This window comes from Parabacteroides sp. AF17-28 (genome assembly GCF_003479205.1).
Classification (GTDB): Bacteria; Bacteroidota; Bacteroidia; order Bacteroidales; family Tannerellaceae; genus Parabacteroides; species Parabacteroides acidifaciens.
On record NZ_QUGV01000007.1, the window covers coordinates 183,268 to 205,149 of the forward strand.

Sequence of the window (21,882 nt, forward strand, 5' to 3'; positions counted from 1 at the left end):
GTTAATATCGACTGTTAATATCTGATACCTTTTTTTAGTATATAACGATAGGTCAACATTAGTAACTCATTAATTTTGTTTTTTGCAAATATCCATTCTCCGTTATATGGAATAGGATAGCCACCTGATGATTGTTTGAATAAATAAACTTGGTTACTATTAGTAAGCCCTGGACCAATTCTTCCAAAATCGAAAAAATTGATGTTTTCATTAGAAAGATAGTTCAATATGTTTTCTATAATAAAATAGCTGGCTCCGTTTTCCCTGGACTCATTACTATTAGCAGCAAATACATCCCATGCATGCTTGCCGTTGATATAAATAATCCTACCGGCAATGATAGAGCCAGTGGCGCTATAAACGAAAAATAGTTTGTAATCCGGGTCTTGAAGCAAATTGTATATATTTTGTTTGTTAAGGATATATGATAACTGTTTTTTGGTAGCCATTTCTTCAAAAATTCTCACAAAAGTTTCACAATCTTTTAGTGTGGGTTGCGATATTATTTGGAAGGAACATTTGGCAGCTATTGCTTTTTTTATGTTTCTTTTCCAGCTTCTGTGTCCGGCTGGTCTGTCAAGCGTATTAATCAAGATAGTCAATGGACATGTAGTCTGATGAAGTGGACGGATAAAACCTGCTTCTCTTATTCCTATTTCATATTCAATATCATAAGGGGAAAGACTGGATATAAGAACTAAAGAATAACCGATTTGAGCTATTCCTTTATAGAAGTTTTGAATCGTCTCTTGCTTTGGCTGCTTTACCGCTTCTCCCTGTATGCGAAGGACGGAACCAATAAATGGTTTATTGTAGAGTTCTCCTCGGCAACAGATACTGGGATTAGAATAATTGTCGACAAAGTAAAGACTATCGCTTTTATTGCCAATATAATTGTCCCAACCTTTTCCTTGGGTGAAAGGGGTTATTTCCATTTGTTTCTCTATTTCGAAGAATGACTTTCTATCGATTATTTCCATATCATTGTTTTATTATCGAATATTTTAAGAATGGTGAGTTTCTTTGTCGTTTTAAAGCCGGCCTTTGTTTCGGCTTTTAGCGCAGGGCGATTGCCGGTCAGTATAACTACAACTCCCTTATTTTTGCCATATCTGTAAAGTTGACCTAATCTGTGTCGTAATACGGCACTATGCATCCCTTGATTTCTAAACTCAGGTGCGCAATAGTCATCAAACAGAGCACCTTCGTTTTCTTTTAAATTTAATTCGAAGCCATAAGGAAGTGGGAGTGTCTTCAAACTTATCCATGCAGAATAAGCCAGTTTCTTGTTTTTAATGATTCCGTAAGGTATATATGTCTTGTCGAGCAGTTGTTTTTTTATGTTGATGAGTTTTGTTTTAGTAAAGTAGGATATGTCACCTTTCTGAAAATCATCGAATGTAAGTACTTGTATCTTATAATTTGTATTACATGCCGCTTCTGCATCATTGAGTGTTAGCTCTTTCTCCAAATAATAAAACTTTTCCCAAACGACACTGACTTGGCGGAATATGAAATGAAACATGCGTATGATACATCCTATATATCCGTACTGCATTCTATTTGATCGTATTTTGTGAAGTGATTTCATTTGAAGAAAGATAATTTTCTTTTTATTTTAAGCATTGGACTATAAATGTATTTTAGTCCGTCGACAACACATATACCGTCTTTATAATCTAATGTATGTAAGCCATATTTATATTTGGAATCGGGCATGATACAACTCGTTTTTTCTTCTTCAAATCTGTTTTTTTCAATAGATTCTACTTTGCAGATGTTAAGAGAAGCACCATAACCGGTTTTAGAGTTTTGAGTACATCTGTAGAAGTTGCTGTCCAAGTTATAAAAACCGCCTCCAGGGCGAGCTGATGTGATATCTTGCTTCATTGGATTTCCCAAAAAGGGTTTATAAGGACCGGTTAGCTTCTCAGAATAATAAAGGAGTAAGTCTTTATCTTTATCAAAATCCAGAGAAGTACATAGTAGATAATAGAGATCACAGACTTTGATGATAACCGGATCTACGATCGGCGCTTGTATCATTATTTGAGGATTTTCCAATATTTGACTGTTATAGTTATATTCATAAATAGAGAGCGAGCCGCTTTGACTGTTCTCCGGAATGACATATGTTTGATTGCCCTCTTTGTAAATATAAGGAAAGGATAGATGAGTCTCTTGTTCCAATACGGTCTTTCGATTGATTAGTTTGTAGTTCTTACGCGAAACGGTTAATAATGAAATGTTTCCTTTCCATTTATCATAAAAAAACTCTTCAACCAGAACTTCTATTATGTCATCTGTTACTTTCAATATAAAAGGATCAGCAAAGAAGCGATCCCGATATGGGTGCTGAAGCCATTGAATGGGTAAACGATAAGAGCTGGAGTTTAAGATCATATTTAATGAAGACTCTATAAAACCAATATTCCAATGGAATATCCCAAGTTTTTGTTCTAATGTTTTGATTGAAAATATATTCATGTTCATTTAAGTTTGTTCCCACCAAAAATGGTAAGTTGCTTTCATTCTTTCCTGATCTCCCAAATAGATTGTAGTTCCGAAATAAATAAGTTGAACGGCAATAATTAGGAGGAAAGCTGCTGTATGTAAAATGCTCTTACCTCCGTATTTCCACAGATATACCAGTAGATAGGAAAACACAATAATATTCATATTGACAAAAAACAAGAATGGTCTTTGTAAAGCATGGTTACCTACAAGCAACAAATTTATACAGCTACCTATAAAATACAAGTTATAATATATCTTTATATTTGAAGAAGAAAATGTGTCTTTAACTTTATTGCTGTATAATATAAGTATGATATTTAGTAGGAAAATAAGCCATGTCCGTGGCCCATAGACATAATCTTCGTCAAGAGTCAAAACACTCTCTACGTTATTGTATCTGTCCCCTAATCCGATTAAATTTAAAATAACATCGATGTTCTTTAAGTATTGGCTCCATATTGAGACCCCACTTAACAGTAAAGACATAAACAGCAATGAGAGTTGCAAAGGTGTATTTCTAAAAAGATCCTTTCCCGATTTGAAGATAAAATATAAAGGTAACAGTAGGAGCGCTGTTCTATGAAGGGTGTATCCTGCTGCTATGCATAACATATAAGGGATGAACTTTTTTTGTTTGATAAATGGAACTGCATATACAAACAGGCACCAGACTAATGACTGCCTGATAACGCTCATCCATCCTAAAAAAGCTCCTGACATAATCATGAATGCCAGAAATGGAAAAAGATATCCTTCTTTTCGGAAGGTATAATAGATTAGAAATATTTGAAGAAAAGCAATCAAGCTGAAATAAAAAGAATAGTGTATACCGGATTCTGCCATGAGTTGGGTGATCAGTTTGAACCCGACTTCCAGATCATCTCTGACAACAGAATGGTGTGAATATCCGTCGTAGATTTCTAAATAACTCTCATAATCGTTGCCCACATCATATCTGACTCCAAAAAGCAAAGCAAAGCAAATAATGGGTAGTAAAAAATCAACATTAAACCAAGCTGTTCTGATATTTCTGTCTCCACAGCTCCTTTTCATGTAAATATAGCCGGAAAGGATCATAATCAACATTAATGATGAATATACATATGTCGTTTGGAACATATTATATTTGTTCTGATAATGTATGGTAGATACTTCTTAAACCAGAATAGCAATTTGCATACAATTTACTTTTTTGCAATAGTAAATAATGTATTGCAAAGTATAGATTTACGTGATTCCGTGCAGAAGTAAATGTGTAAAGTTTTTTATCCAGCAATGTAAATTGCTGGATATCGTTGAATTTATATCCTATTTCTAGCAAATAACGGATTCTATAAAGATGGTAGGATAGTACATACCCTGAATAAACACCAATTTTTATAAGGTATTGATAGCACCAATCGTTAGAGAACATAATATTTTTCAAAAGATGTTCGGATATTCTGGGGTGTGAATTGGATTCATTATTCAGGCAGTAATTGTAACAGGAAGAAGAAACTGAGCTGAATCTTTTCGCATGAGATACCAATTGAACCAGCAACATTCTGTCTTCAGCATTTGTCATACCTGGATAGGCCGCAGGCGAATAGTCTCTAAACAAATTTGCCGAATAAATATTCCCCCATAAAGTATAGGGTAGTTTTCGCTTCAGAAATAACGTTTGTATTTCTTTAGATGAGCTGTTGATTTGTATTTGACGGGTTCTTCTCCTTTCAGATTGCCCGTTATTGATAATCGTATATCCTCCGAATACAATATCGGAATGATCTGCAGTTATTTTATCATAGAGGATTTGAAAGGCGTTTTTAGGAAAATAATCGTCAGCGTCGCTAAAAGTGATGTATTTACCTTGTGCTTTTTGATAACCGCTTTCTCGGGCGGACATTGTCCCCCCATTTTTTTCTTTATTGATGATGACAATGCGGTTGTCTCTCCGTGCATATGCCATCGCTATTTTCAGAGAATTATCCGAACTGGCATCGTTGACTATCATTACCTCAAAGTTGTCAAATGTCTGTTGTCTGATAGAGTCTAAACAGCGAGGGAGCCATTTTGCCGCATTATATACAGGAATGATGATACTGATATCTGGTCTAATAATGATACTCATGTGCTTGATTTACAGCTTTAGTAATACGTTTAAAGTTCCATTTCCTTATTTTGGATAATAAATTCTCAGGCAATGATTGCTTGATTATTCCTTTTATTTGGTGGCTGATTATGAATTTATAATATTCCAGCTTCCATTGGGGGGTATGCGAACGTCCGGATATAATACCGAATTCCCGTTCACGTGCAATTCTGTTTACAGATGACAAACCGTTTCGAGCATCGAAAACAGAGATTGTATGTGGAATATATTGGAATGTTTTTCTTTCTTTCAAGCAAGAGTAGAAGAAATCATAATCAGCACATATTTTATATTTTGTATTATAGTTCCGTTTTTTTAATAGGTCGGCTTTGACAAATGACGATTGGTGGCAAAAGATCATTCCATATTTTAACTTTTCAAGTTCTGCCGGTTGTCTGACATATCTTCCGAATGCGTAAATAAATTCGGTGTCACCATATATGATATCGATGCCAGAGTCGGGCTCAGGTATGAATAATAAGTTTAGAGATGTATCACAGAAAAATGTGTCTCCGGCATTCATGAAATTAATCCAGTCTCCAGTAGCCATACGAATACCTTTATTCATTGCATCATAAATACCTTTATCCGGTTCACTTACCCAATAAGATATTTTGTTTTGATACTTTTTAATGATATCGACAGTTCCATCGTTGCTTCCACCATCTATGACAATATATTCGATATTGGGATAAGTCTGGTTGATAACCGAAAGTATTGTTGGTTCAATGGAAGTAACAGCATTGTATGAGACTGTGATAATTGTGATTTTTGAGTTACTTTCTTTCATATCAAATTATTGCCCCTGTTTTATATTTGAAGTAATACTTGTTGTATATTCCTAAATGCCATAATAGATTACGTATCTTCTCCCTCTTCCTGAATGCTTGTGGCTCGACCCGACGGTTACTGACTATTATTCTTGGATAAGGAGAATTTGGATATTTTTTTTCATTGTATGTCCATTGTTTTTTGTCGGCATATTTTTTATTCCAAGCATATTGCCATGGTCTGTCGCCAAACTGGGAGGGATCCCTGAAGGGAATAATTCCGTTTTTCCTGCAAGTTAGTGAGAATACGGATTGGTCTTCACGATGCTCGATGAAATCCACCGGATTCTTTTCTTGAGTGAATTGGTTTGGAGAGGCACAACGCTCATCTTGCATATAGTTTAGCCATTCCTCGATAATTTTTCTTGAAAAGTCATTCTTTTTAAGCAATATATAGCTGGCACAAATTTGATTGGAGGAAAGATCATCATGCCCCATGATGGAAAAAACTTCTTTTTTAGTCCATTGCCTTTCTAATAAAGGCAGTTCGAAAGGCATGACAGATATATCCTCTTTTTCCAGAACATCAATCAGACGACTTATTTTATTATCATAAAAAGCTCCGGAATCGCAGTAGAACAGATAGTCTCCTTCTTTTATTTGTACCAGTGTTTTCAGAATAAAATAAGGTTTCCAGAGCCATAGGCCAGCTCCCCGGCGATAAGCGAAAATGCGTGAGTTTTTATGATAGAACTCTTTATCGATATCTTTGGGTGTATATTCTATCACCTTATCTGCTTTTCCTGTCTTGTAAGCTGTCAAGGTGTTATATTTCCTTTGCGTCTCAAAATTAGCATCGGAGAAATTGATTGCAATTATATTGTGATTGTTATACATCTTGAAACTGTTAGCCGGTTATTATTTACTATAAATTCCATAATCCTTATTCATAATTATTTTAGTTAATTGTTTTCGCCCCATTATAACCTGGAAAAGGCAGACGACTGTGGGAAATAACAAAGCTCCTATAATTCCCATTTTCTCGCATCCGTAATTGATAACAGGCAATGCCGAAATTGAAAAAAATAGATAGATAAGCATCTGTATTCTTACTTTACCTGTTCCGTTTATCAATGTGGTATAAACTCCTACCAATGTTTGTGCCAGCACATAAATAGCAACCATTGAAGATACAGATAGAGATATCTTGACGTCATTTCCTATCCACCATTTATATATTGGGTTTGAACAGATAAGCATGAACGCTGAAACAGGTAAGATAAAGATTAGCCACATTCTTTCCAGTTTACGATGTACTTGCTTCATCCATCTGAAGTCTTTTTTTGTGTAGGCATCCGTGAAGGCGGACCAGAAAGGTGTTAATATAATAGTTGCGAACATATTCAGAGTGTTGAAGTATTTGTATGCTATATTGTATTCTGTTACAGCCTCAGGTCCTTTTACGCGAGAAATAATAATATTCATAAACTGATAAATAAACATCATCGCTATCATGATTATAAAAAATTGTCCGCCCAATCCTATTATATTTTTGGTCAGGGAAAAACGGATGAAACGGAAGGAGGGAGCTATAGGTTTGTACCTTTCTGTCCTGAATATAAAAAAGGAGACTATAAACAGCAGGATACAAGGAATACCTGAAAAAGCGATAGCCAGGTTGACCAGATTTCCCGCTGTTGTTTTTGTCAGTACATAAATTGTAATAAAAGCAAGTACCTGCCCTCCTGTTTGTATGAGGGAAGCCATAGCAGGTTTTTGATCAGCCATAAGCATGGTGGTGAAGACACTCCCTACTATATTCAGGCAAAAAAAACAGGCCAGCAGGCCGAAAACCGTATGCAGTTCGGCGTTGTACTGCCTGTCTATAATCAATATCTCACTCCAATGGATATAGTGATTGGCAACAGTAATACCAATAAATATGAGTGTAAATAAAATTGATAAGACAGCATATGTCGTGCTCAGATATTCTTTTGCAGTCTGCATATCTCCCTTCGCTTTTGCTTCTGCAAAGCGATTTCGGAATCCATGTGCAAAGCCTAAGTCAAAGAAAGATAGCCAAGAGATAATGGAACTTAGTGTCAGCCAAATACCATATTTAACGGTGTCAATGTATCCTATGGTTAGAGGTACAACTTGCAGGGATATTAATATACTAATGCATTTCAGCCCTAACGATGCAATTATATTTTTCTTTGCTAAAACTGTTCTTTCATTACCCTTTAAGAGGAAAGACTGAAATTTGCTTAGTAAATACATGTTTATGAATTACTACCTGTGCCGATAATCGTTATTTATACACCCCGCAAAAATCCAGTATCACCTTGTTCCCGTCGTAAGGCAAGGATTTGAATTCCTGGTGGGCGACGAGGAAGGCGACGATGTTGGCGCGGGCGTAGGCTTCCTGGTAGGGAGTCAGTTTGAAGACCGGGTGGTTGTGGACGTTTGGCTCAACGATCAGGATATCGGTATCGGCGGAGCGTTGGAGGACTTTGGTAGCGATGTATTTGGCAGGCGATTCGCGCAGGTCGTCGATGTTGGGCTTGAAGGCCAGTCCCATCAGGGCGACAATCGGCATGCGATGATGGTCCAGCAGGAAACGGAGAATGGCGTTTTCGATTTTTTCGGCACACCAGAAAGCCTTGTAGTTGTTGATCTCGCGGGCTTTCGAGATGAGCTGCGACTCATAGGGAAACTCCGAAGTCAGAAAATAGGGGTCTACTGCGATGCAATGGCCTCCAACGCCTGAGCCCGGTTGCAAAATATTTACACGCGGATGCTTGTTGGCAAGCTCGATCAGTTCCCATACGTCGATGCCCGCCTTGTCGCAGATAAGCGACAGTTCGTTGGCAAAGGCGATCTGCACGTCGCGTGAGGAGTTTTCTGTCAGCTTGCACATTTCCGCTGTCCGTGCATTTGTCCGGTGGAGAGTCCCTTTGACGAAAAGACTGTAGAACTGCACCGCCTTTTCGGTCGATTCCTTGTCGAGCCCGCCGATCACCCGGTCGTTGTGTACCAACTCGTATATTACGTTTCCCGGCAAGACACGCTCCGGACAGTAAGCGATGAACACTTTTCCCGTCAGCTCCGGGCGGAGAGCATAGATCAGATGTCCCATCTTCTCGGTCGTTCCGACAGGTGAGGTCGATTCGATCACGAACAAGTCTCCTTCCTTAAGTAAAGGTGCCACCATGCGCGTCGCCGCTTCGACATACGAGATGTCCGGTTCATGGTTCCCCTTGAACGGAGTCGGGACGACGACCAAGTAGACATCGCTTTCTTCGGGAGTCCCCGAAGCCTTCAGTTTTCCCGTTTTGACTACCTCCGAGCACAATTCCTGCAAACCCGGTTCCACGATGTGGATCACTCCCCGGTTTGTCATTTCCACTACTTTCGGATTCACATCTACGCCGATGACATCCACGCCGCTCCCGGCGGCTATGATTGCGGTAGGCAGGCCGATGTAGCCCAGCCCCATAAAACATACTTTCATTATTTGTATTTTTTCTAAAATCGTTTGACAAATTCTTTCCCCTTGAGCGATTCCTTTTTGCAGCCAATCCTTTCGAACCAAATGCTTAAACCAACCCAGATCAGGATGTCACCCGCGAATACGATATTGATATTCACAAACGACACCAGCAGAATATTCAGGCTGCTGAACAGGCAGGCAATGATGACGATGCTGATCATCGCCCTGTGCGGTGTCATTCCCATGTCGAGGAATTTATGGTGTATATGGTTGCGGTCCGGTTTGAACAGCGGTTTGTGGTTGCGTGCACGTACGACCATCACCCGGACAACGTCGAACATCGGCACGATCAGTGTCGAAAAAGCTACCACGATAGCTCCTGCGGAATAGTGGGCGATGTCCGGATTGTAGGATGCATAGCGGACGGCGAGGAACACTAAGATATATCCTAACGTCAGACTCCCGGTATCACCCATGAAGATTTTCCGTCCCTGTTTCACCTGTCCGAACACATTATAATAAAAGAAAGGGATCAATACACCTAATGTGGCGAACGACAGCATGGCGTATATCCACATCCCGTTTATCAGGAAGAGGCTTCCGAGCACCAGCAATGCCGACCCGCTCAGTCCAGAAGCCAGCCCGTCGATCCCGTCGATCAGGTTGATGGCGTTGGTGATAAACACGATCACAAGGATGGTGAGCGGAATCCCGATCCAGGGCGCCAGCTCGTAGACCCCGAACAATCCGTACAAGTTATTGATCCACAATCCCGATAATGGCAGTAGCAGGGCTGCCACTATCTGTATCATGAACTTGGTCGTATAGCGCATTCCCACCAAGTCGTCTTTGAGTCCGGCAAGGTACAGCAGGATAACGCCGCATGCCAATAGATAGAACTCCGACAATATATGTGTGAACAACCATTGCGGAATCTGGTATCCGTATAAATAGCCCGTACAGTAAAGGGCGGAGACGAACGATACGGAGAACAGGATCGCCGGAGCGAAACACAGTCCTCCCAACCTTGGTATGGCTCCCTCGTGTATCTTTCTGCTGTCAGGCATATCGAACAGCCGTTTCTTCAGTGCCACAACCAATATCCTCGGAATTATCACCATCGACATCAGGACGGAAATCAGAAAGGCTAATAAAATCAACAGGTATATCATATTTAATCAATCAGGTTTGTATGCGACAAAGTTCGTCAGTCACATAGAAATGTTCTGGCGATTGTCTGCTTCTCTTTTAGCTTGGGAAGTAACAAGAGGAGAGGAAAAAACGTTTTCTTTTTTGAGTGTAATTGTGCTATTTTAGAAACCATTTCCTAAAAAATCATTGTGCTGAAAGGATGGAAAATGTGGAGGAATAATGAGGATTGGACGTTATATTTCATTCATTATACCTTGATTGTATCCGGATTAAAGAACGTTAAGAAAAGTGAGCTTGAATAATAGGTAATAACACAATAAGCCGCTATGTCCGGTGAAGAGAAGGACATAGCGGCTAATTTATGATAATTGCTTGAAATCTTACTATCAGAACTGTTCGATATTCAGATCCGCTGCCAGCATATCGGGGATAGCTGCTGCGAAAGCTTTGAAGTGATCGGAGTTCGCGTGGAAATCAAAGGCGGCATCGTCTTTGTATTCTTCATAAAAAATGAATGATTTAGAGTCAAAGGGTGACTGGTAGAGGTTATAACTGATATTGCCGGCTTCCTGGCGCGTCGCGTCGACCAGTGTTTTGGCAACATCGACAAATGCGGCCTCTTGTCCTTCTTTCACCAATACACGGCAAACAATCGTTTTCTTCTCTTTCTGTGGCGAAACAATCTTTTCCGTACTTGCCTGGGCGGCTTCACCTTGCTTTGCATTGCCACTGCATGAAATACAAAATGCGACCATCATGATGGTCGACAAAAATCCAACAATCTTTTTCATTTGACTAATAATTAGAAATATAAAATCAGAATATCAGCGCAAATATACTGTGATATTTGGAAATATATATTAAAATGATATTGTATTTTTCTCTCCTTTGCAACTAATAGCGAAGTGCTGCGTCTTATGTAGAAAAAAGAAAAGTTATGAGAGTAGAGAAAGAACGTGAACAGGCGTTTTTGGCTTTGGTAAAAGAATATAGGAGGCTTATTTATAAAGTTTGCTATCTCTATGCCAAGGATGAAGAACATTTGAAGGATTTGCATCAGGAGGTGTTGGTCAACTTATGGCAGGGGTTTGACGGTTTCAAGGGAGATGCCAAGATCTCGTCGTGGATTTATCGCGTGAGCTTGAACACCTGTATTTCATTCCATCGCAAACACGATAAAATAACGGACACGCTGCCGTTGGAAAACCTGTTCGGGCTCGTATCGGAAGAGGATGAAAAGGCGGCACACCTGCGTGAGATGTACCGGCTTATCGGTCAGTTGAACCGTTTGGAAAAAGCCATTATCATGTTGTGGCTGGATGAACGGTCGTATGAGGAGATCGCCGAAATCACCGGATTGTCACGCAACAACATCGCTTCGAAACTGAAGCGGATCAAAGAGAAACTAAACATATTAGCAAATCAATAGAAAGGAATAATCATGGAACTGGAAGATTTAAAAAAAGGATGGAGAGAGATCGATGAACATCTCGACCGGATGGATGAGAATAATGATATGGCACAGAAAGTAGTCAGGGAACATATTGTTTCAGTCCGTGAACGCTTGAAATACAGATTCAGGATGATGACCTTGCTATGCCTGATGGCTCCGGGTGTTATTAACCTGTTATTTCAAGAGATGAATGGCATTAGCCTGTGGACGAGGGCTGCGTTTGTTATTTTCTTTATCGTGATGGCAATTCATAAAGGTTTTCTGTGGAGGGGTCTGGCAAAGACGGACTATAAATGGATGACGAGCAAGGAAGCCCTGATTTCGACTTTCAAACTGGAAAAGTTCCAGAAAGTGGGTATCCTGATCGGTTTTCCTTTAGCCTTGGTCGTAATAGCCTTATTCATGCTGGACCTGTACAGGGCGCAAGAAATGTATGCCTTCTATGGTGCTTGCTGCGGAATGGTTGTCGGTTTCTTCGCCGGCTTTCGCGTGCAAAGACGTATCAGAAAGGAATTTCAGCAGTTGCGTGGCGCACTGGAAGAGGAATTAAGTTGAGAGTTCAGCTGATTTCCTAAATACAAAAAAGGCTGTCAATCTTTCGATTGGCAGCCTTCGTTGCGGAAGCGGGGGGATTCGAACCCCCGGTACCCTTGCGAGTACGTCAGTTTAGCAAACTGGTGGTTTCAGCCACTCACCCACACTTCCATGGGCTTCGCGCTTCATTTCCTTGAATTGCGCTGCAAAGATAGGCTGAAGTTTTTGAATATACAAAGCATTTTGACGATATTTTTTAAGAAAAAGGTGTTACTTTTGTGCCCGGTTCTGATATTCAGAGAATTATTAAGTGAAATATGAGTGGAAAAAAGTTTTCGAAGCGAACAGTTATCATAGGAATCCTGTCTTTTATCGTCCTGTTGCTGGCGGGAACGGGCTTTTGGGCCTACCGTCTGTTACTGGCGCCGGATTTCGCACCGCGCAATACCGTGTATGTATATATCGACACCCGCAAAGATTTTGATGATCTCTGCCGTCAGTTACAAGATTCTGCCGGATGCCGGCGCATCGGAAGCTTCAAACAACTTGCCGGTATGCTGAAATACCCTGCAAATATGCGTACCGGGCGTTATGCCGTGGAGCCGGGCATGAACAATCTGACGTTGCTTAACGACCTGCGTCGGGGGCATCAGGTGGCAACCCGCATTACTTTTAATAATATCCGTTTTAAGAAGGACCTGGCGGAACGGCTCTCAGAGCAGTTGATGATAGGAGAGGACGAATTGCTCCACCTGCTTACTGATTCCGCCTATTGTGACTCGCTGGGTTTCACGACCGAAACGATCAATACGCTGTTTATTCCCAATACATATGAGGTGTATTGGAATATATCAGCCGACAAGCTGATGCAGCGGATGAAACGCGAATATAACAATTTCTGGACTGACGCCCGTCTTGCCAAAGCGAAAGCTATCGGGTTGACACCGGCGGAAGTTTCTATCCTTGCCTCTATCGTGGAGGAAGAAACGGCGGCGGCAGACGAATATCCGATTGTGGCCGGACTGTATCTCAATCGCCTTCACCGGGGAATTCCCCTTCAGGCTGATCCGACTGTAAAGTTCGCTATCGGTGATTTCTCGCTGCAACGCATCCTTTTCGAACATCTGGAGGTCGATTCTCCTTATAATACTTACAAACACACCGGGTTGCCGCCCGGACCGCTTCGCATCCCGACAATCAAGGGGTTGGATGCCGTTTTGAATTATATGCAGCATAATTACTTGTATATGTGTGCGAAGGAAGATTTTTCCGGGCGTCATAACTTTGCCGCTACCCTTGCCGAGCATAACCGCAACGCCAATCGCTATCGGGCGGAATTGAATAGACGGAAGATCCGATAGGCATGAAAAAAAAGTTTCATGCCGATGAAACAAAATCCAATTGCGGAGATATTATTGCGGATATAGGTAAAAGTCTTATCTTTGTAAGTTAGATAACACAGAAAAATCGATTAAAAACAAATAAACATTACATGGAAAAACATCTATTTTTAGGGGATGAGGCAATCGCGCAAGCTGCTATAGACGCAGGCTTGTCCGGTGTTTATGCCTATCCGGGAACCCCTTCGACCGAAATAACCGAGTATATCCAGGGATCGGCCGTGGCAAAGGAAAGAGGCATCCACTGCCGCTGGAGCGCAAATGAGAAAACAGCGATGGAAGCCGCTTTAGGTATGAGCTATGCCGGTAAGCGCGCGTTGTGCTGTATGAAACATGTGGGGCTGAACGTGGCTGCCGACTGTTTCATGAATGCAGCCATGAGCGGTATCAATGGCGGTATGATCATCATAACTGCCGACGACCCTTCCATGCACTCTTCCCAGAACGAACAGGACAACCGTATGTTCGGCAATTTCGCCATGATCCCGATGCTCGAGCCGTCCAGCCAGCAAGAGGCTTACGATATGGTATATGAAGGGTTCGAACTTTCCGAAAAGTTGGGCTATCCGGTTCTGGTCCGCATCACAACCCGTATGGCTCACTCTCGCGCAGGCGTGGTTACCCGCGCACAGAAGCCTGAAAACGAAATGCATACGCCCGAAGACGGCCGCCAGCGTTTCATCCTCCTTCCGGCTCTTGCCCGCAAACGTTTCAAGACGTTGATCGCTGCACAAGATACATTTGTCGCTTCTTCCGAAGCCTCTTCCTATAACAAGTATTTCGATGCTCCCAATAAGGAATTGGGAATCATTACGACTGGTATCGCGTTCAACTACCTTTCGGAAAACTATCCGGACGGGTTTGAACATCCGGTGCTGAAGATCAGCCAGTATCCGCTGCCCCGCAAGATGGTGGAAAAGATCATGAGCGAATGCAAGGAAATCCTCGTACTCGAAGAAGGTTATCCGGTGGTGGAAGAACAACTGAAAGGATTCCTCGGTATCGGCGTTACGGTGCATGGCCGTTTGGACGGTACGCTGCAACGCGATGGCGAACTGACGCCCGATGCAGTAGGCAAGGCATTAGGTAAAGAGATTGCCGGCTACTATGCCACTCCGGAAGTTGTGGAACAGCGTCCGCCTGCATTATGCCAGGGTTGCGGACACCGTGACGTGTATGAAGCGCTCAACGAAGTCTTGGCCGAATATAAGGGTGCAAAGGTGTTCGGCGATATCGGCTGTTACACGTTAGGAGCTTTGCCTCCTTTCCGTGCGATCGATACCTGTATCGACATGGGAGCTTCCGTCACGATGGCGAAAGGTGCGTCCGATGCGGGTGTTTTCCCGGCTGTATCGGTGATAGGCGACTCGACGTTCACGCACTCCGGTATGACCGGTCTGCTGGACTGTGTCAATGAAAATACAAATATCACGATCGTAATCTCCGATAACGAGACGACTGCCATGACAGGCGGACAGGATTCTGCGGGAACAGGACGGCTGGAATCGATCTGTGCCGGTATCGGCGTAGACCCGGCTCACATCCGTGTGATGATTCCGTTGAAGAAGAATTACGAAGAGATGAAGACGATCATCCGCGAAGAGATCGAGTATAAAGGCGTATCGGTGCTGATCCCGCGTCGCGAGTGTATCCAGACATTAACAAGAAAGAAAAAAGCAAGCAAGAAATGAAAGCAGATATCATATTATCCGGTGTGGGAGGACAGGGCATCCTCTCCATCGCTGCCGTTATCGGAGAAGCCGCATTGAAAGAGGGCCTGTATATGAAGCAGGCCGAAGTACACGGAATGAGCCAGCGTGGTGGCGACGTACAGTCGAACCTCCGCCTCTCAGACCAGCCGATCGCTTCCGACCTGATCCCGCAGGGACACGCTGACCTGATCATTTCACTCGAGCCGATGGAGGCGCTTCGTTACCTGCCGTACCTGAAAAAGGACGGATGGTTAGTGACAAACTCGCAGCCGTTTATTAACATTCCCAACTATCCGGAGATGGAGAAGGTGAATGAAGAACTGGACAAGCTGCCGCATAAAGTGGTGCTGGATGTGGAAGCCATTGCCAAGGAAGCGGGTTCCGTACGTGCAGCCAATATCGTGATGCTGGGCGCCGCCGCTCCTTTCATCGGTATTGAATATGACAAGATTGCCGACGGTATCCGCCGTATTTTCGGACGCAAAGGGGAAGAGATCGTGGAGATGAACCTCAAAGCGTTGAAAGCCGGCTACGATGTAGCACAGAGCATGCAATAACATGGGGTGCGACCCGCAAGGGCCGCACTTCTTTAAACACAAATAATATGAAGAAGTACTTATTCCTTTCCTTTTTTGCTCTCCTTGCCTTCGTCTTGAAGGCGCAGGATGAGAGTGGTGACATCGTCAAGGTGGGTGAGCAGATGCCGGCTTTTACGATTGTGAACGATAATGGAACCGAGACGCCTTCCTCTTCTCTGAAAGGGAAAGTGGTGTTGGTGAACTTCTTTGCCACCTGGTGTCCGCCCTGCCAGAAAGAGCTGGCTGAGGTGCAGAAAACGCTTTGGCCGAAATACAAGGACAACAAGGATTTCGCCATGCTGGTAATCGGCCGTGAGCATTCGGATGCGGAGTTGCAGAAGTATAACGAAAAGAAAGGTTTTACCTTCCCTCTTTATCCGGACAAGAACCGTGCGGTGTATGGCGCTTTCGCCAACAGCCTCATTCCGCGCAGCTATTTGGTGGATAAGACCGGTAAAGTCATTTACGCTACAAAAGGCTATACAGACGAAGAGTTTGCCGAGCTGATGAAGAAGATTGAAACGGCTTTAAAATAAAAGATATGGAATACAGTCATGTGCATATAGTTTATTTTTCTCCGACGCATACATCGGCTAAAACAGCTTATGCGATCGCAGAAGGATTGGATGGAGAGATCCTGCTTGAATCCGATATTACATACGGATTGCCGGAAGAACCGGTAGAGATCGCCGGTGACGAGCTGACGATTGTGGCTGTCCCTGTGTATGGGGGACGTGTGGTGGAAACAGCTATGGAACGTCTCCGTGCGTTTAGTGCACATCAGGCTCCCGTCGTTCCGGTTGTCGTCTATGGCAACCGCGATTATGAGGATGCCTTGAAAGAATTGTCCGATACGCTGACCGTTGCAGGTTTTGTCCCAGTTTCTGCCGGCGCTTTTATCGGCGAACACTCGTTCAGCCGGAAGGATATGCCGATTGCAGCCGAACGTCCTGATGAAGCCGACCATGAGTTGGCTACCCGTTTCGGACGCGAAATCAGGATGAAATTGCAGCAGGCGAAAAGCCTTTCCGACCTGAAGCCGCTCGAGGTGAAAGGAAATTACCCCTATAAGGTGAAGGGTCCGTCTACGCCGCAAGCTCCTGTGACGAACGAAGACCTGTGTACGCAATGCGAATATTGCATAGATGTCTGTCCGGTTTCTGCCATTTCGGTTGTCGGCGACCGGATGTTCAGTGATCCGGCGATCTGTATCAAATGTTGCGCCTGCGTGAAGGAATGTCCGGAGGCGGCCCGCACGTTCGACACTCCTTATACGGCGATGCTGCACAAGAACTTTAGCGCCCGTCGCGAACCGGAATTGTTTATTTGATTTTCTAAAATATCAACTTGTAGCCGATTCCCCGGATGTTCAGTATCTGAACGGTGGGATCGGCTTTTAGTTTTTTACGGAGCTTGGTGATAAAGACGTCCATGCTGCGGGCGTTGAAAAACGTATCGTCTCCCCAAAGTTCGAGCAGGACAGGTTTGCGGTGCAACACGTCGTTGGCATGCTGGCACAACATACGGAGAATTTCCGCTTCCCGGTGGGAAAGGGTTTCCGTATGGTCGTCCATTTGTAAGGTCTGGTGCGGATAGTGAAATGTGTATTGTCCGATCGTATAAACATCCGCCTGCTTAACGGTGGAAGCCTGTATGGGACGGTGCAGCAAGGCCTGGATGCGGACGATCAATTCCTCCATGTCGAAAGGCTTCTTCAGGTAGTCGTTTCCTCCCAGATGGAAACCTGTCACCAGATCGTCGACCGAAGAACGGGCAGTCAGGAACAGGATTGGCGTTTTGCTGTCGGTCTGCCGGATCATTTTGGCGAGGTTGAATCCGTCTAATTGAGGCATCATGACATCCAACACCAGGATGTCCGGCTTTTGCCGATGGTAACATTCGAGTGCTTCGTTACCGTTGGCGGCCAGGGTGATCCGAAACTCCTGGCGGCTTTCGAGACTGTCTTTTATAATCTTAGCCAATGTTATTTCGTCTTCTGCTAATAATATATGTATCATTTCTGGATGGGTATTAAGAGTGTGAATGTACTTCCTTGCCGTTCCTTGCTTTGAAGAGTGATGCTGCCGCCGTGCCGCTCTACGATGTCTTTGACGTAACTGAGTCCGAGTCCGAAGCCTTTTACATCGTGGATATTGCCTTTCGAGACACGGTAGAAGCGCTCGAACACGCGCAATTGCTGGGCTTGCGGGATGCCGATGCCATTATCCGTGACACTGAGTTGCAGCCATTCTTCGCTTTCGCGTGCCCGGATGTCGATATCGACGCTTGTTCCCGAATATTTGATGGCGTTGTCCAGCAGGTTGCTGATCATGTTCGTGAAATGCAGCTTGTCGGCATATATTGTAATCTCTTCCGGTTGCATATCCAGGTGGAAGCGTACTTCTTTATTTGCCTTTAGCATAAATTGGCGGATCAGGCTGTCCATGAGCGGGCGGAGCTGGAATGTCTCTTTCTGTAAACGGAAATTCTTGCGTTCGTCCACTGCCATGCTGAGTATCTTCTCGACTAATCCTGACAGGTGTTTAAGCTGCTGGCGGCAAAGGGTGAAGTATTCCTCGCGCGTATCTTTCTGTTCTACGAAATTGAAGGTTTGCAGTGCGTCAATGGCCGAGTAGGTGATGGTGATCGGCGTCTTCAACTCGTGTGTCATGTTGTTGACGAAGTCATTCTTGATCTGTGCGATTGTCTTTTGCCGGAGAATCGTCCGGATCAGATAGGTATAGCAAGCCGTCGTGATGACCAGAAGCAGGAGAGAGGCAAAGAGCAGCGTGCCCATTTCCCGGAAGACCGTTTTTTCCGGAGAGACGATGAAGCCTTGTATCCCGATGCTGTCGTCGGCATTCACACCGATCTTCTGTGTTGGCATCAGCTGTGCCGGATTCTCGTTGTCAGGAAGGGAAGAGGCCAGCAAGGTGTCTTTTCCGATGGTGAAGTCTATGAAATGCGGATTCCGTATGCCTTCCTGCCGGAGATAGGTTCCCCACAGGCTGTCTAACTTCTGGATGTCTACCGGTGATAATCCGTTTATAGCCTGCCAGATGCCTTTGAAGGCCATGCGCATCATAGGGGTGTTTTCGGGTTTGTATAAGCCGAAGACAGTACTGTCGGCTGTTGTCTCCACCTTTAAACTGGTGCGGTTATAGACTCTTCGTGGCTTTTGCCGGGAAGATGCGTGCGAGGTGCTGTCGAGTGAGAAAGTAAATTCGATCTGCCCGTGAGGAGCATCTTGAGCCGTGTCTTTCTCTAATGTTTCCAAGCGGAAGGTTAGGTCTTCGTTTATGGCTTGCTGAAGGGTTTCGTTGATCCGGCTTTGGAAGTGTTTCTTTTCGATCCGGTAACTATTCCAAAGCCAGTAACCCTGGAAAAGGAATGTCCCCAGAACCGAAAGTGTAACGAAAACCAATATGAGCCGCATCCGTAGTTTCATCGAGGCAAATATACAACTGATCTCAAAACCTTTTCCGCCCGGTAACACTAAATAACAGAACAAAATATTATCTTTGCCTCTATCCTTATTTGTTTAATATCTAATACCCCTGTATCAAATGAAGACACGCGTATTGATTTTGCTATCGTTGCTTTGCAGTTTATCACTCAGTGCCCAAATCCGCTTAGAGGGCTACAGGCAAGCCGACGTAAATCCTGAATTACTGGCGGGGCGCTGGAAAGCGCGCTGGATCTCCATGCCCGGTGAACCGGCTAATGTGTATGGTGTCTACCATATGCGTAAGACATTCGATCTGGCCGAAGTGCCGTCACGCTTTATCGTCCATGCGACGGCGGATAACCGCTATAAACTCTACGTGAACGGACAGTTCGTTTCGCTCGGGCCGTCGCGCGGGGATATCTATAACTGGAATTTTGAAACAGTCGACCTTGCCCCTTATCTGAAAAAGGGAAAGAATGTGCTGGCTGCTGTTGTCTGGAATTATGCCGAACAGAAGCCGGTCGCGCAGATCAGTTTTAATCAGACCGGATTCTTGTTGCAAGGAAATACGGATGTGGAAGCGGTTGTTAATACCGGTGATTCATGGCTTTGTATGAAGAATGAAGCCTATGCGCCTTGGCACAAACCGGTGTTGGGCTATTATGTGGCAGGTCCCGGCGAACTGCTTGCTGCCGCCAAATATCCTTGGGGGTGGGAGCAACCGGGTTACGATGATAGCCGTTGGCAGAGAGCCCGTTCCGGCATCGAGGGAGGGGCGAAAGGTTCGCGCGACTATCCCGGCCGGCTGCTCGTTCCCTGTCCGATTCCTCCGATGGAGATGCAGCCGGAACGTTTCGAAGCTGTCCGCATAGCCGAAGGGGTGAAAGCTCCTGCCGGTTTCCTGAAGAGTAAAACATCCCTGACGGTCCCTGCCAACAGTAAAGTGCGTCTGCTGTTAGATAACGGTAAGCTGACGACGGGCTATCTTTCTCTTTTGTTTAGCAAAGGCAAAGAGGCCGAGATTGCGATCGGTTATGCCGAAGGGCTTTATGAGGGAGAGGAGAAAAGCACAACCAAGTCTTATTCGCTTCCGGAAAAGGGAAACCGGGACGAGGTGAAGGGTAAAAGGCTGATCGGTTACGAAGACAAGGTGATTGCCGACGGTGGCGAGGGGCGCAATTTCACCACCCTTTGGTGGCGCACATGGCGGTATGTGGATCTGACGATCTCTACGGCTTCCGAACCATTGGTGCTGGAAGATGTATATGGCACTTTCTCTGCTTATCCGTTCCGTCGCGAGATCGCATTCTCCGCTCCCGGACATGAGGATTTGAATAAGATGTTGGATATCGGTTGGCGTACGGCACGGCTTTGTGCGAACGAGACTTATATGGATTGCCCGTATTACGAGCAGTTGCAGTATTTCGGTGATACGCGTATCCAGGCAATGATTACCTTATATAATACGCATGATGCATATATGGTGAAGAATGCGATCGAGCAGGGACGCCAGTCGATCGTGGCGGATGGGATTACGATGAGCCGTTATCCGTCCAGTCTGCACCAGTTTATTTCTTCTTTCTCCTTGTGGTGGATCTGTATGGGACATGATTATTGGATGTACCGGGGAGATGAAACCTATATGAAGACCTTGTTGCCTGCCTACCGGGGAGTACTTTCATGGTATGAGCAGTGGCTGAAGCCGGATCACAGCTTAGGGTATGTGCCTCACTGGTTTTTTGCCGATTGGTCCGCCGGTTTTGAATCTGGCGAACCTGTACGCGAGAAGGATGGCAATTCTTCTTTCCAGGATTTGATGTATATCCTGACACTCGAATCGGCTGCCGAAATGGAACGGGCTTTCGGTATTCCGTCGATGGCGGACCACTATACGGAGATTGCTTCCGCCATCCGCTCTACGATCCGTTCCAAGTATTGGGATGAGGCGCGCGGCCTGTTTGCCGATACCTACGACCACCGCAGTTTCTCACAGCATGTCAATTCGTTGGCTATCTTGGCTGGAATCGTTACTGGTGACGAAGCTGCCGCCGTTATGAAGCGTACTTTGAGCGACACTTCCCTGATCCAAGCGACAATTTATTTCCGTTATTATGTACATCAGGCATTGAAAGCGGCGGGGATGGGCGACCTGTTGCTCGACAACCTGCAAATCTGGCGTGACCAGATGGCGCTTGGCTTGACGACTTGGGCCGAAATGCCCGAGCCGACCCGTTCGGACTGCCATGCCTGGGGAGCCAGCCCGAACATCGAGTTCTTCCGTATCCTGTTGGGTATCGATAGCAAGGCTCCTGGATTTAAGAAAGTTCGTATCGCTCCGTCGTTAGGTGATTTGAAAGAAGTATCCGGAACAATGCCGCATCCGACAGGCAGCGTTACCGCTGCTTATAAGATCGGTAAGGATGGAAAACTGACTGCCCGCCTTGTATTGCCTTCCGGTACCACCGGAGTGTTTGTCTGGAATGGGAAAGAATATAAACTCAAATCGGGAGAACAGGTGTTGACGGTGGAATAGGGGGAACTAAGGATAAAAATGATGTAATTTAGGGGGGCTTATTGTAAAAACCTCCTTTTTGCCTCTCGCGCGTCCTCCAAAAGCGAACAAATGTTAATCCGCTTTTTGGCCGTCAAAAAGGGACTTTTTCCTCTTTTTTGAGCGTTTTCCCCAATTACGAC

The 21,882-nt window shown here is 44.3% G+C and carries 21 protein-coding genes and 1 tRNA gene; 8 read left to right on the forward strand and 14 right to left on the reverse strand.

Features of this window, described 5'->3' with window-relative positions; genetic code table 11:
- Positions 1-14: 14 nt before the first annotated feature.
- The 11 genes from DWW90_RS07185 to DWW90_RS07235 all read right to left on the reverse strand — a co-directional run bounded on the left by DWW90_RS07185 (position 15) and on the right by DWW90_RS07235 (position 10,854).
- Positions 15-980: a GNAT family N-acetyltransferase gene (locus DWW90_RS07185; protein WP_122344488.1), complete on the reverse strand. Its 966-nt coding sequence runs from the start codon at positions 978-980 to the stop codon at positions 15-17.
- Positions 971-1,471 (reverse strand): hypothetical protein, encoded by a 501-nt coding sequence (locus tag DWW90_RS07190; RefSeq protein WP_147382406.1) that lies wholly within the window; start codon positions 1,469-1,471, stop codon positions 971-973. The genes DWW90_RS07185 and DWW90_RS07190 overlap by 10 nt, the downstream gene beginning before the upstream one ends.
- Positions 1,472-1,587: 116 nt before the next feature.
- Complete coding sequence (locus DWW90_RS07195) at positions 1,588-2,487, reverse strand: hypothetical protein (RefSeq protein WP_147382407.1); 900 nt, start codon at positions 2,485-2,487, stop codon at positions 1,588-1,590.
- Positions 2,488-2,493: 6 nt separating this feature from the next.
- On the reverse strand, positions 2,494-3,636 hold the full coding sequence (locus DWW90_RS07200) for an EpsG family protein (protein ID WP_122344491.1): 1,143 nt from the start codon (positions 3,634-3,636) through the stop codon (positions 2,494-2,496).
- A gap of 1 nt (position 3,637) precedes the next feature.
- Positions 3,638-4,627, reverse strand: a complete 990-nt coding sequence (locus DWW90_RS07205) for a glycosyltransferase family 2 protein (RefSeq protein WP_122344492.1) — start codon at positions 4,625-4,627, stop codon at positions 3,638-3,640.
- Positions 4,611-5,438, reverse strand: a complete 828-nt coding sequence (locus DWW90_RS07210; protein ID WP_122344493.1) for a glycosyltransferase family 2 protein — start codon at positions 5,436-5,438, stop codon at positions 4,611-4,613. Before DWW90_RS07210 ends, DWW90_RS07205 begins: the two co-directional genes overlap by 17 nt.
- Position 5,439: 1 nt before the next feature.
- A complete protein-coding gene (locus tag DWW90_RS07215) occupies positions 5,440-6,315 on the reverse strand; it encodes a hypothetical protein (RefSeq protein ID WP_122344494.1) in 876 nt (291 codons plus the stop codon).
- A 21-nt stretch (positions 6,316-6,336) separates the two neighbouring features.
- Positions 6,337-7,698, reverse strand: coding sequence for a lipopolysaccharide biosynthesis protein (locus DWW90_RS07220; protein WP_122344495.1), 1,362 nt, complete (start codon positions 7,696-7,698; stop codon positions 6,337-6,339).
- A 31-nt stretch (positions 7,699-7,729) separates the two neighbouring features.
- Entirely contained in the window at positions 7,730-8,932 is a 1,203-nt protein-coding gene (gene wecC, locus DWW90_RS07225; RefSeq protein ID WP_122344496.1) for a UDP-N-acetyl-D-mannosamine dehydrogenase, read from the reverse strand.
- Between the two features lie 14 nt (positions 8,933-8,946).
- A complete protein-coding gene (locus tag DWW90_RS07230) occupies positions 8,947-10,083 on the reverse strand; it encodes an MraY family glycosyltransferase (RefSeq protein WP_122344497.1) in 1,137 nt (378 codons plus the stop codon).
- Positions 10,084-10,449: 366 nt separating this feature from the next.
- Complete coding sequence (locus DWW90_RS07235) at positions 10,450-10,854, reverse strand: putative quinol monooxygenase (protein ID WP_233547668.1); 405 nt, start codon at positions 10,852-10,854, stop codon at positions 10,450-10,452.
- 146 nt (positions 10,855-11,000) lie between these two features.
- Between DWW90_RS07235 and DWW90_RS07240 the strand changes: the two genes are divergently transcribed.
- Positions 11,001-11,492 (forward strand): RNA polymerase sigma factor, encoded by a 492-nt coding sequence (locus DWW90_RS07240; protein ID WP_122344498.1) that lies wholly within the window; start codon positions 11,001-11,003, stop codon positions 11,490-11,492.
- Between the two features lie 12 nt (positions 11,493-11,504).
- Positions 11,505-12,071 carry a hypothetical protein gene (locus DWW90_RS07245; protein ID WP_122344499.1) on the forward strand — a complete coding sequence of 189 codons (567 nt, stop codon included), beginning with the start codon at positions 11,505-11,507 and terminating at the stop codon, positions 12,069-12,071.
- Positions 12,072-12,134: 63 nt separating this feature from the next.
- On the opposite strand, the gene DWW90_RS07250 is transcribed toward DWW90_RS07245, so the two are convergent.
- Positions 12,135-12,221 (reverse strand) — tRNA-Ser (locus DWW90_RS07250).
- A gap of 146 nt (positions 12,222-12,367) precedes the next feature.
- Here DWW90_RS07250 and mltG point away from each other — a divergent pair.
- The 5 genes from mltG (at position 12,368) to DWW90_RS07275 (ending at position 17,070) form a co-directional block, all read left to right on the forward strand.
- Positions 12,368-13,411: an endolytic transglycosylase MltG gene (mltG, locus tag DWW90_RS07255; RefSeq protein ID WP_122332217.1), complete on the forward strand. Its 1,044-nt coding sequence runs from the start codon at positions 12,368-12,370 to the stop codon at positions 13,409-13,411.
- Between the two features lie 131 nt (positions 13,412-13,542).
- Entirely contained in the window at positions 13,543-15,141 is a 1,599-nt protein-coding gene (locus DWW90_RS07260) for a thiamine pyrophosphate-dependent enzyme (RefSeq protein WP_115499036.1), read from the forward strand.
- Positions 15,138-15,719: an indolepyruvate oxidoreductase subunit beta gene (locus tag DWW90_RS07265; RefSeq protein WP_122344500.1), complete on the forward strand. Its 582-nt coding sequence runs from the start codon at positions 15,138-15,140 to the stop codon at positions 15,717-15,719. Before DWW90_RS07260 ends, DWW90_RS07265 begins: the two co-directional genes overlap by 4 nt.
- Positions 15,720-15,766: 47 nt before the next feature.
- Entirely contained in the window at positions 15,767-16,276 is a 510-nt protein-coding gene (locus tag DWW90_RS07270) for a TlpA disulfide reductase family protein (RefSeq protein WP_115499034.1), read from the forward strand.
- A 5-nt stretch (positions 16,277-16,281) separates the two neighbouring features.
- Complete coding sequence (locus DWW90_RS07275) at positions 16,282-17,070, forward strand: 4Fe-4S binding protein (protein WP_122344501.1); 789 nt, start codon at positions 16,282-16,284, stop codon at positions 17,068-17,070.
- Positions 17,071-17,074: 4 nt separating this feature from the next.
- Here the strand turns inward: DWW90_RS07275 and DWW90_RS07280 are convergent, their stop codons facing one another.
- The gene (locus tag DWW90_RS07280) at positions 17,075-17,758 is read right to left on the reverse strand and encodes a response regulator transcription factor (RefSeq protein ID WP_122344502.1); all 684 of its coding nucleotides are present in this window, start codon (positions 17,756-17,758) and stop codon (positions 17,075-17,077) included.
- The gene (locus DWW90_RS07285; RefSeq protein WP_233547669.1) at positions 17,755-19,188 is read right to left on the reverse strand and encodes a cell wall metabolism sensor histidine kinase WalK; all 1,434 of its coding nucleotides are present in this window, start codon (positions 19,186-19,188) and stop codon (positions 17,755-17,757) included. The genes DWW90_RS07280 and DWW90_RS07285 overlap by 4 nt, the downstream gene beginning before the upstream one ends.
- A 118-nt stretch (positions 19,189-19,306) precedes the next feature.
- Here DWW90_RS07285 and DWW90_RS07290 point away from each other — a divergent pair, with 118 nt between their 5' ends.
- Complete coding sequence (locus tag DWW90_RS07290) at positions 19,307-21,721, forward strand: alpha-L-rhamnosidase C-terminal domain-containing protein (RefSeq protein ID WP_122344504.1); 2,415 nt, start codon at positions 19,307-19,309, stop codon at positions 21,719-21,721.
- The last annotated feature ends 161 nt before the right edge of the window (positions 21,722-21,882 follow it).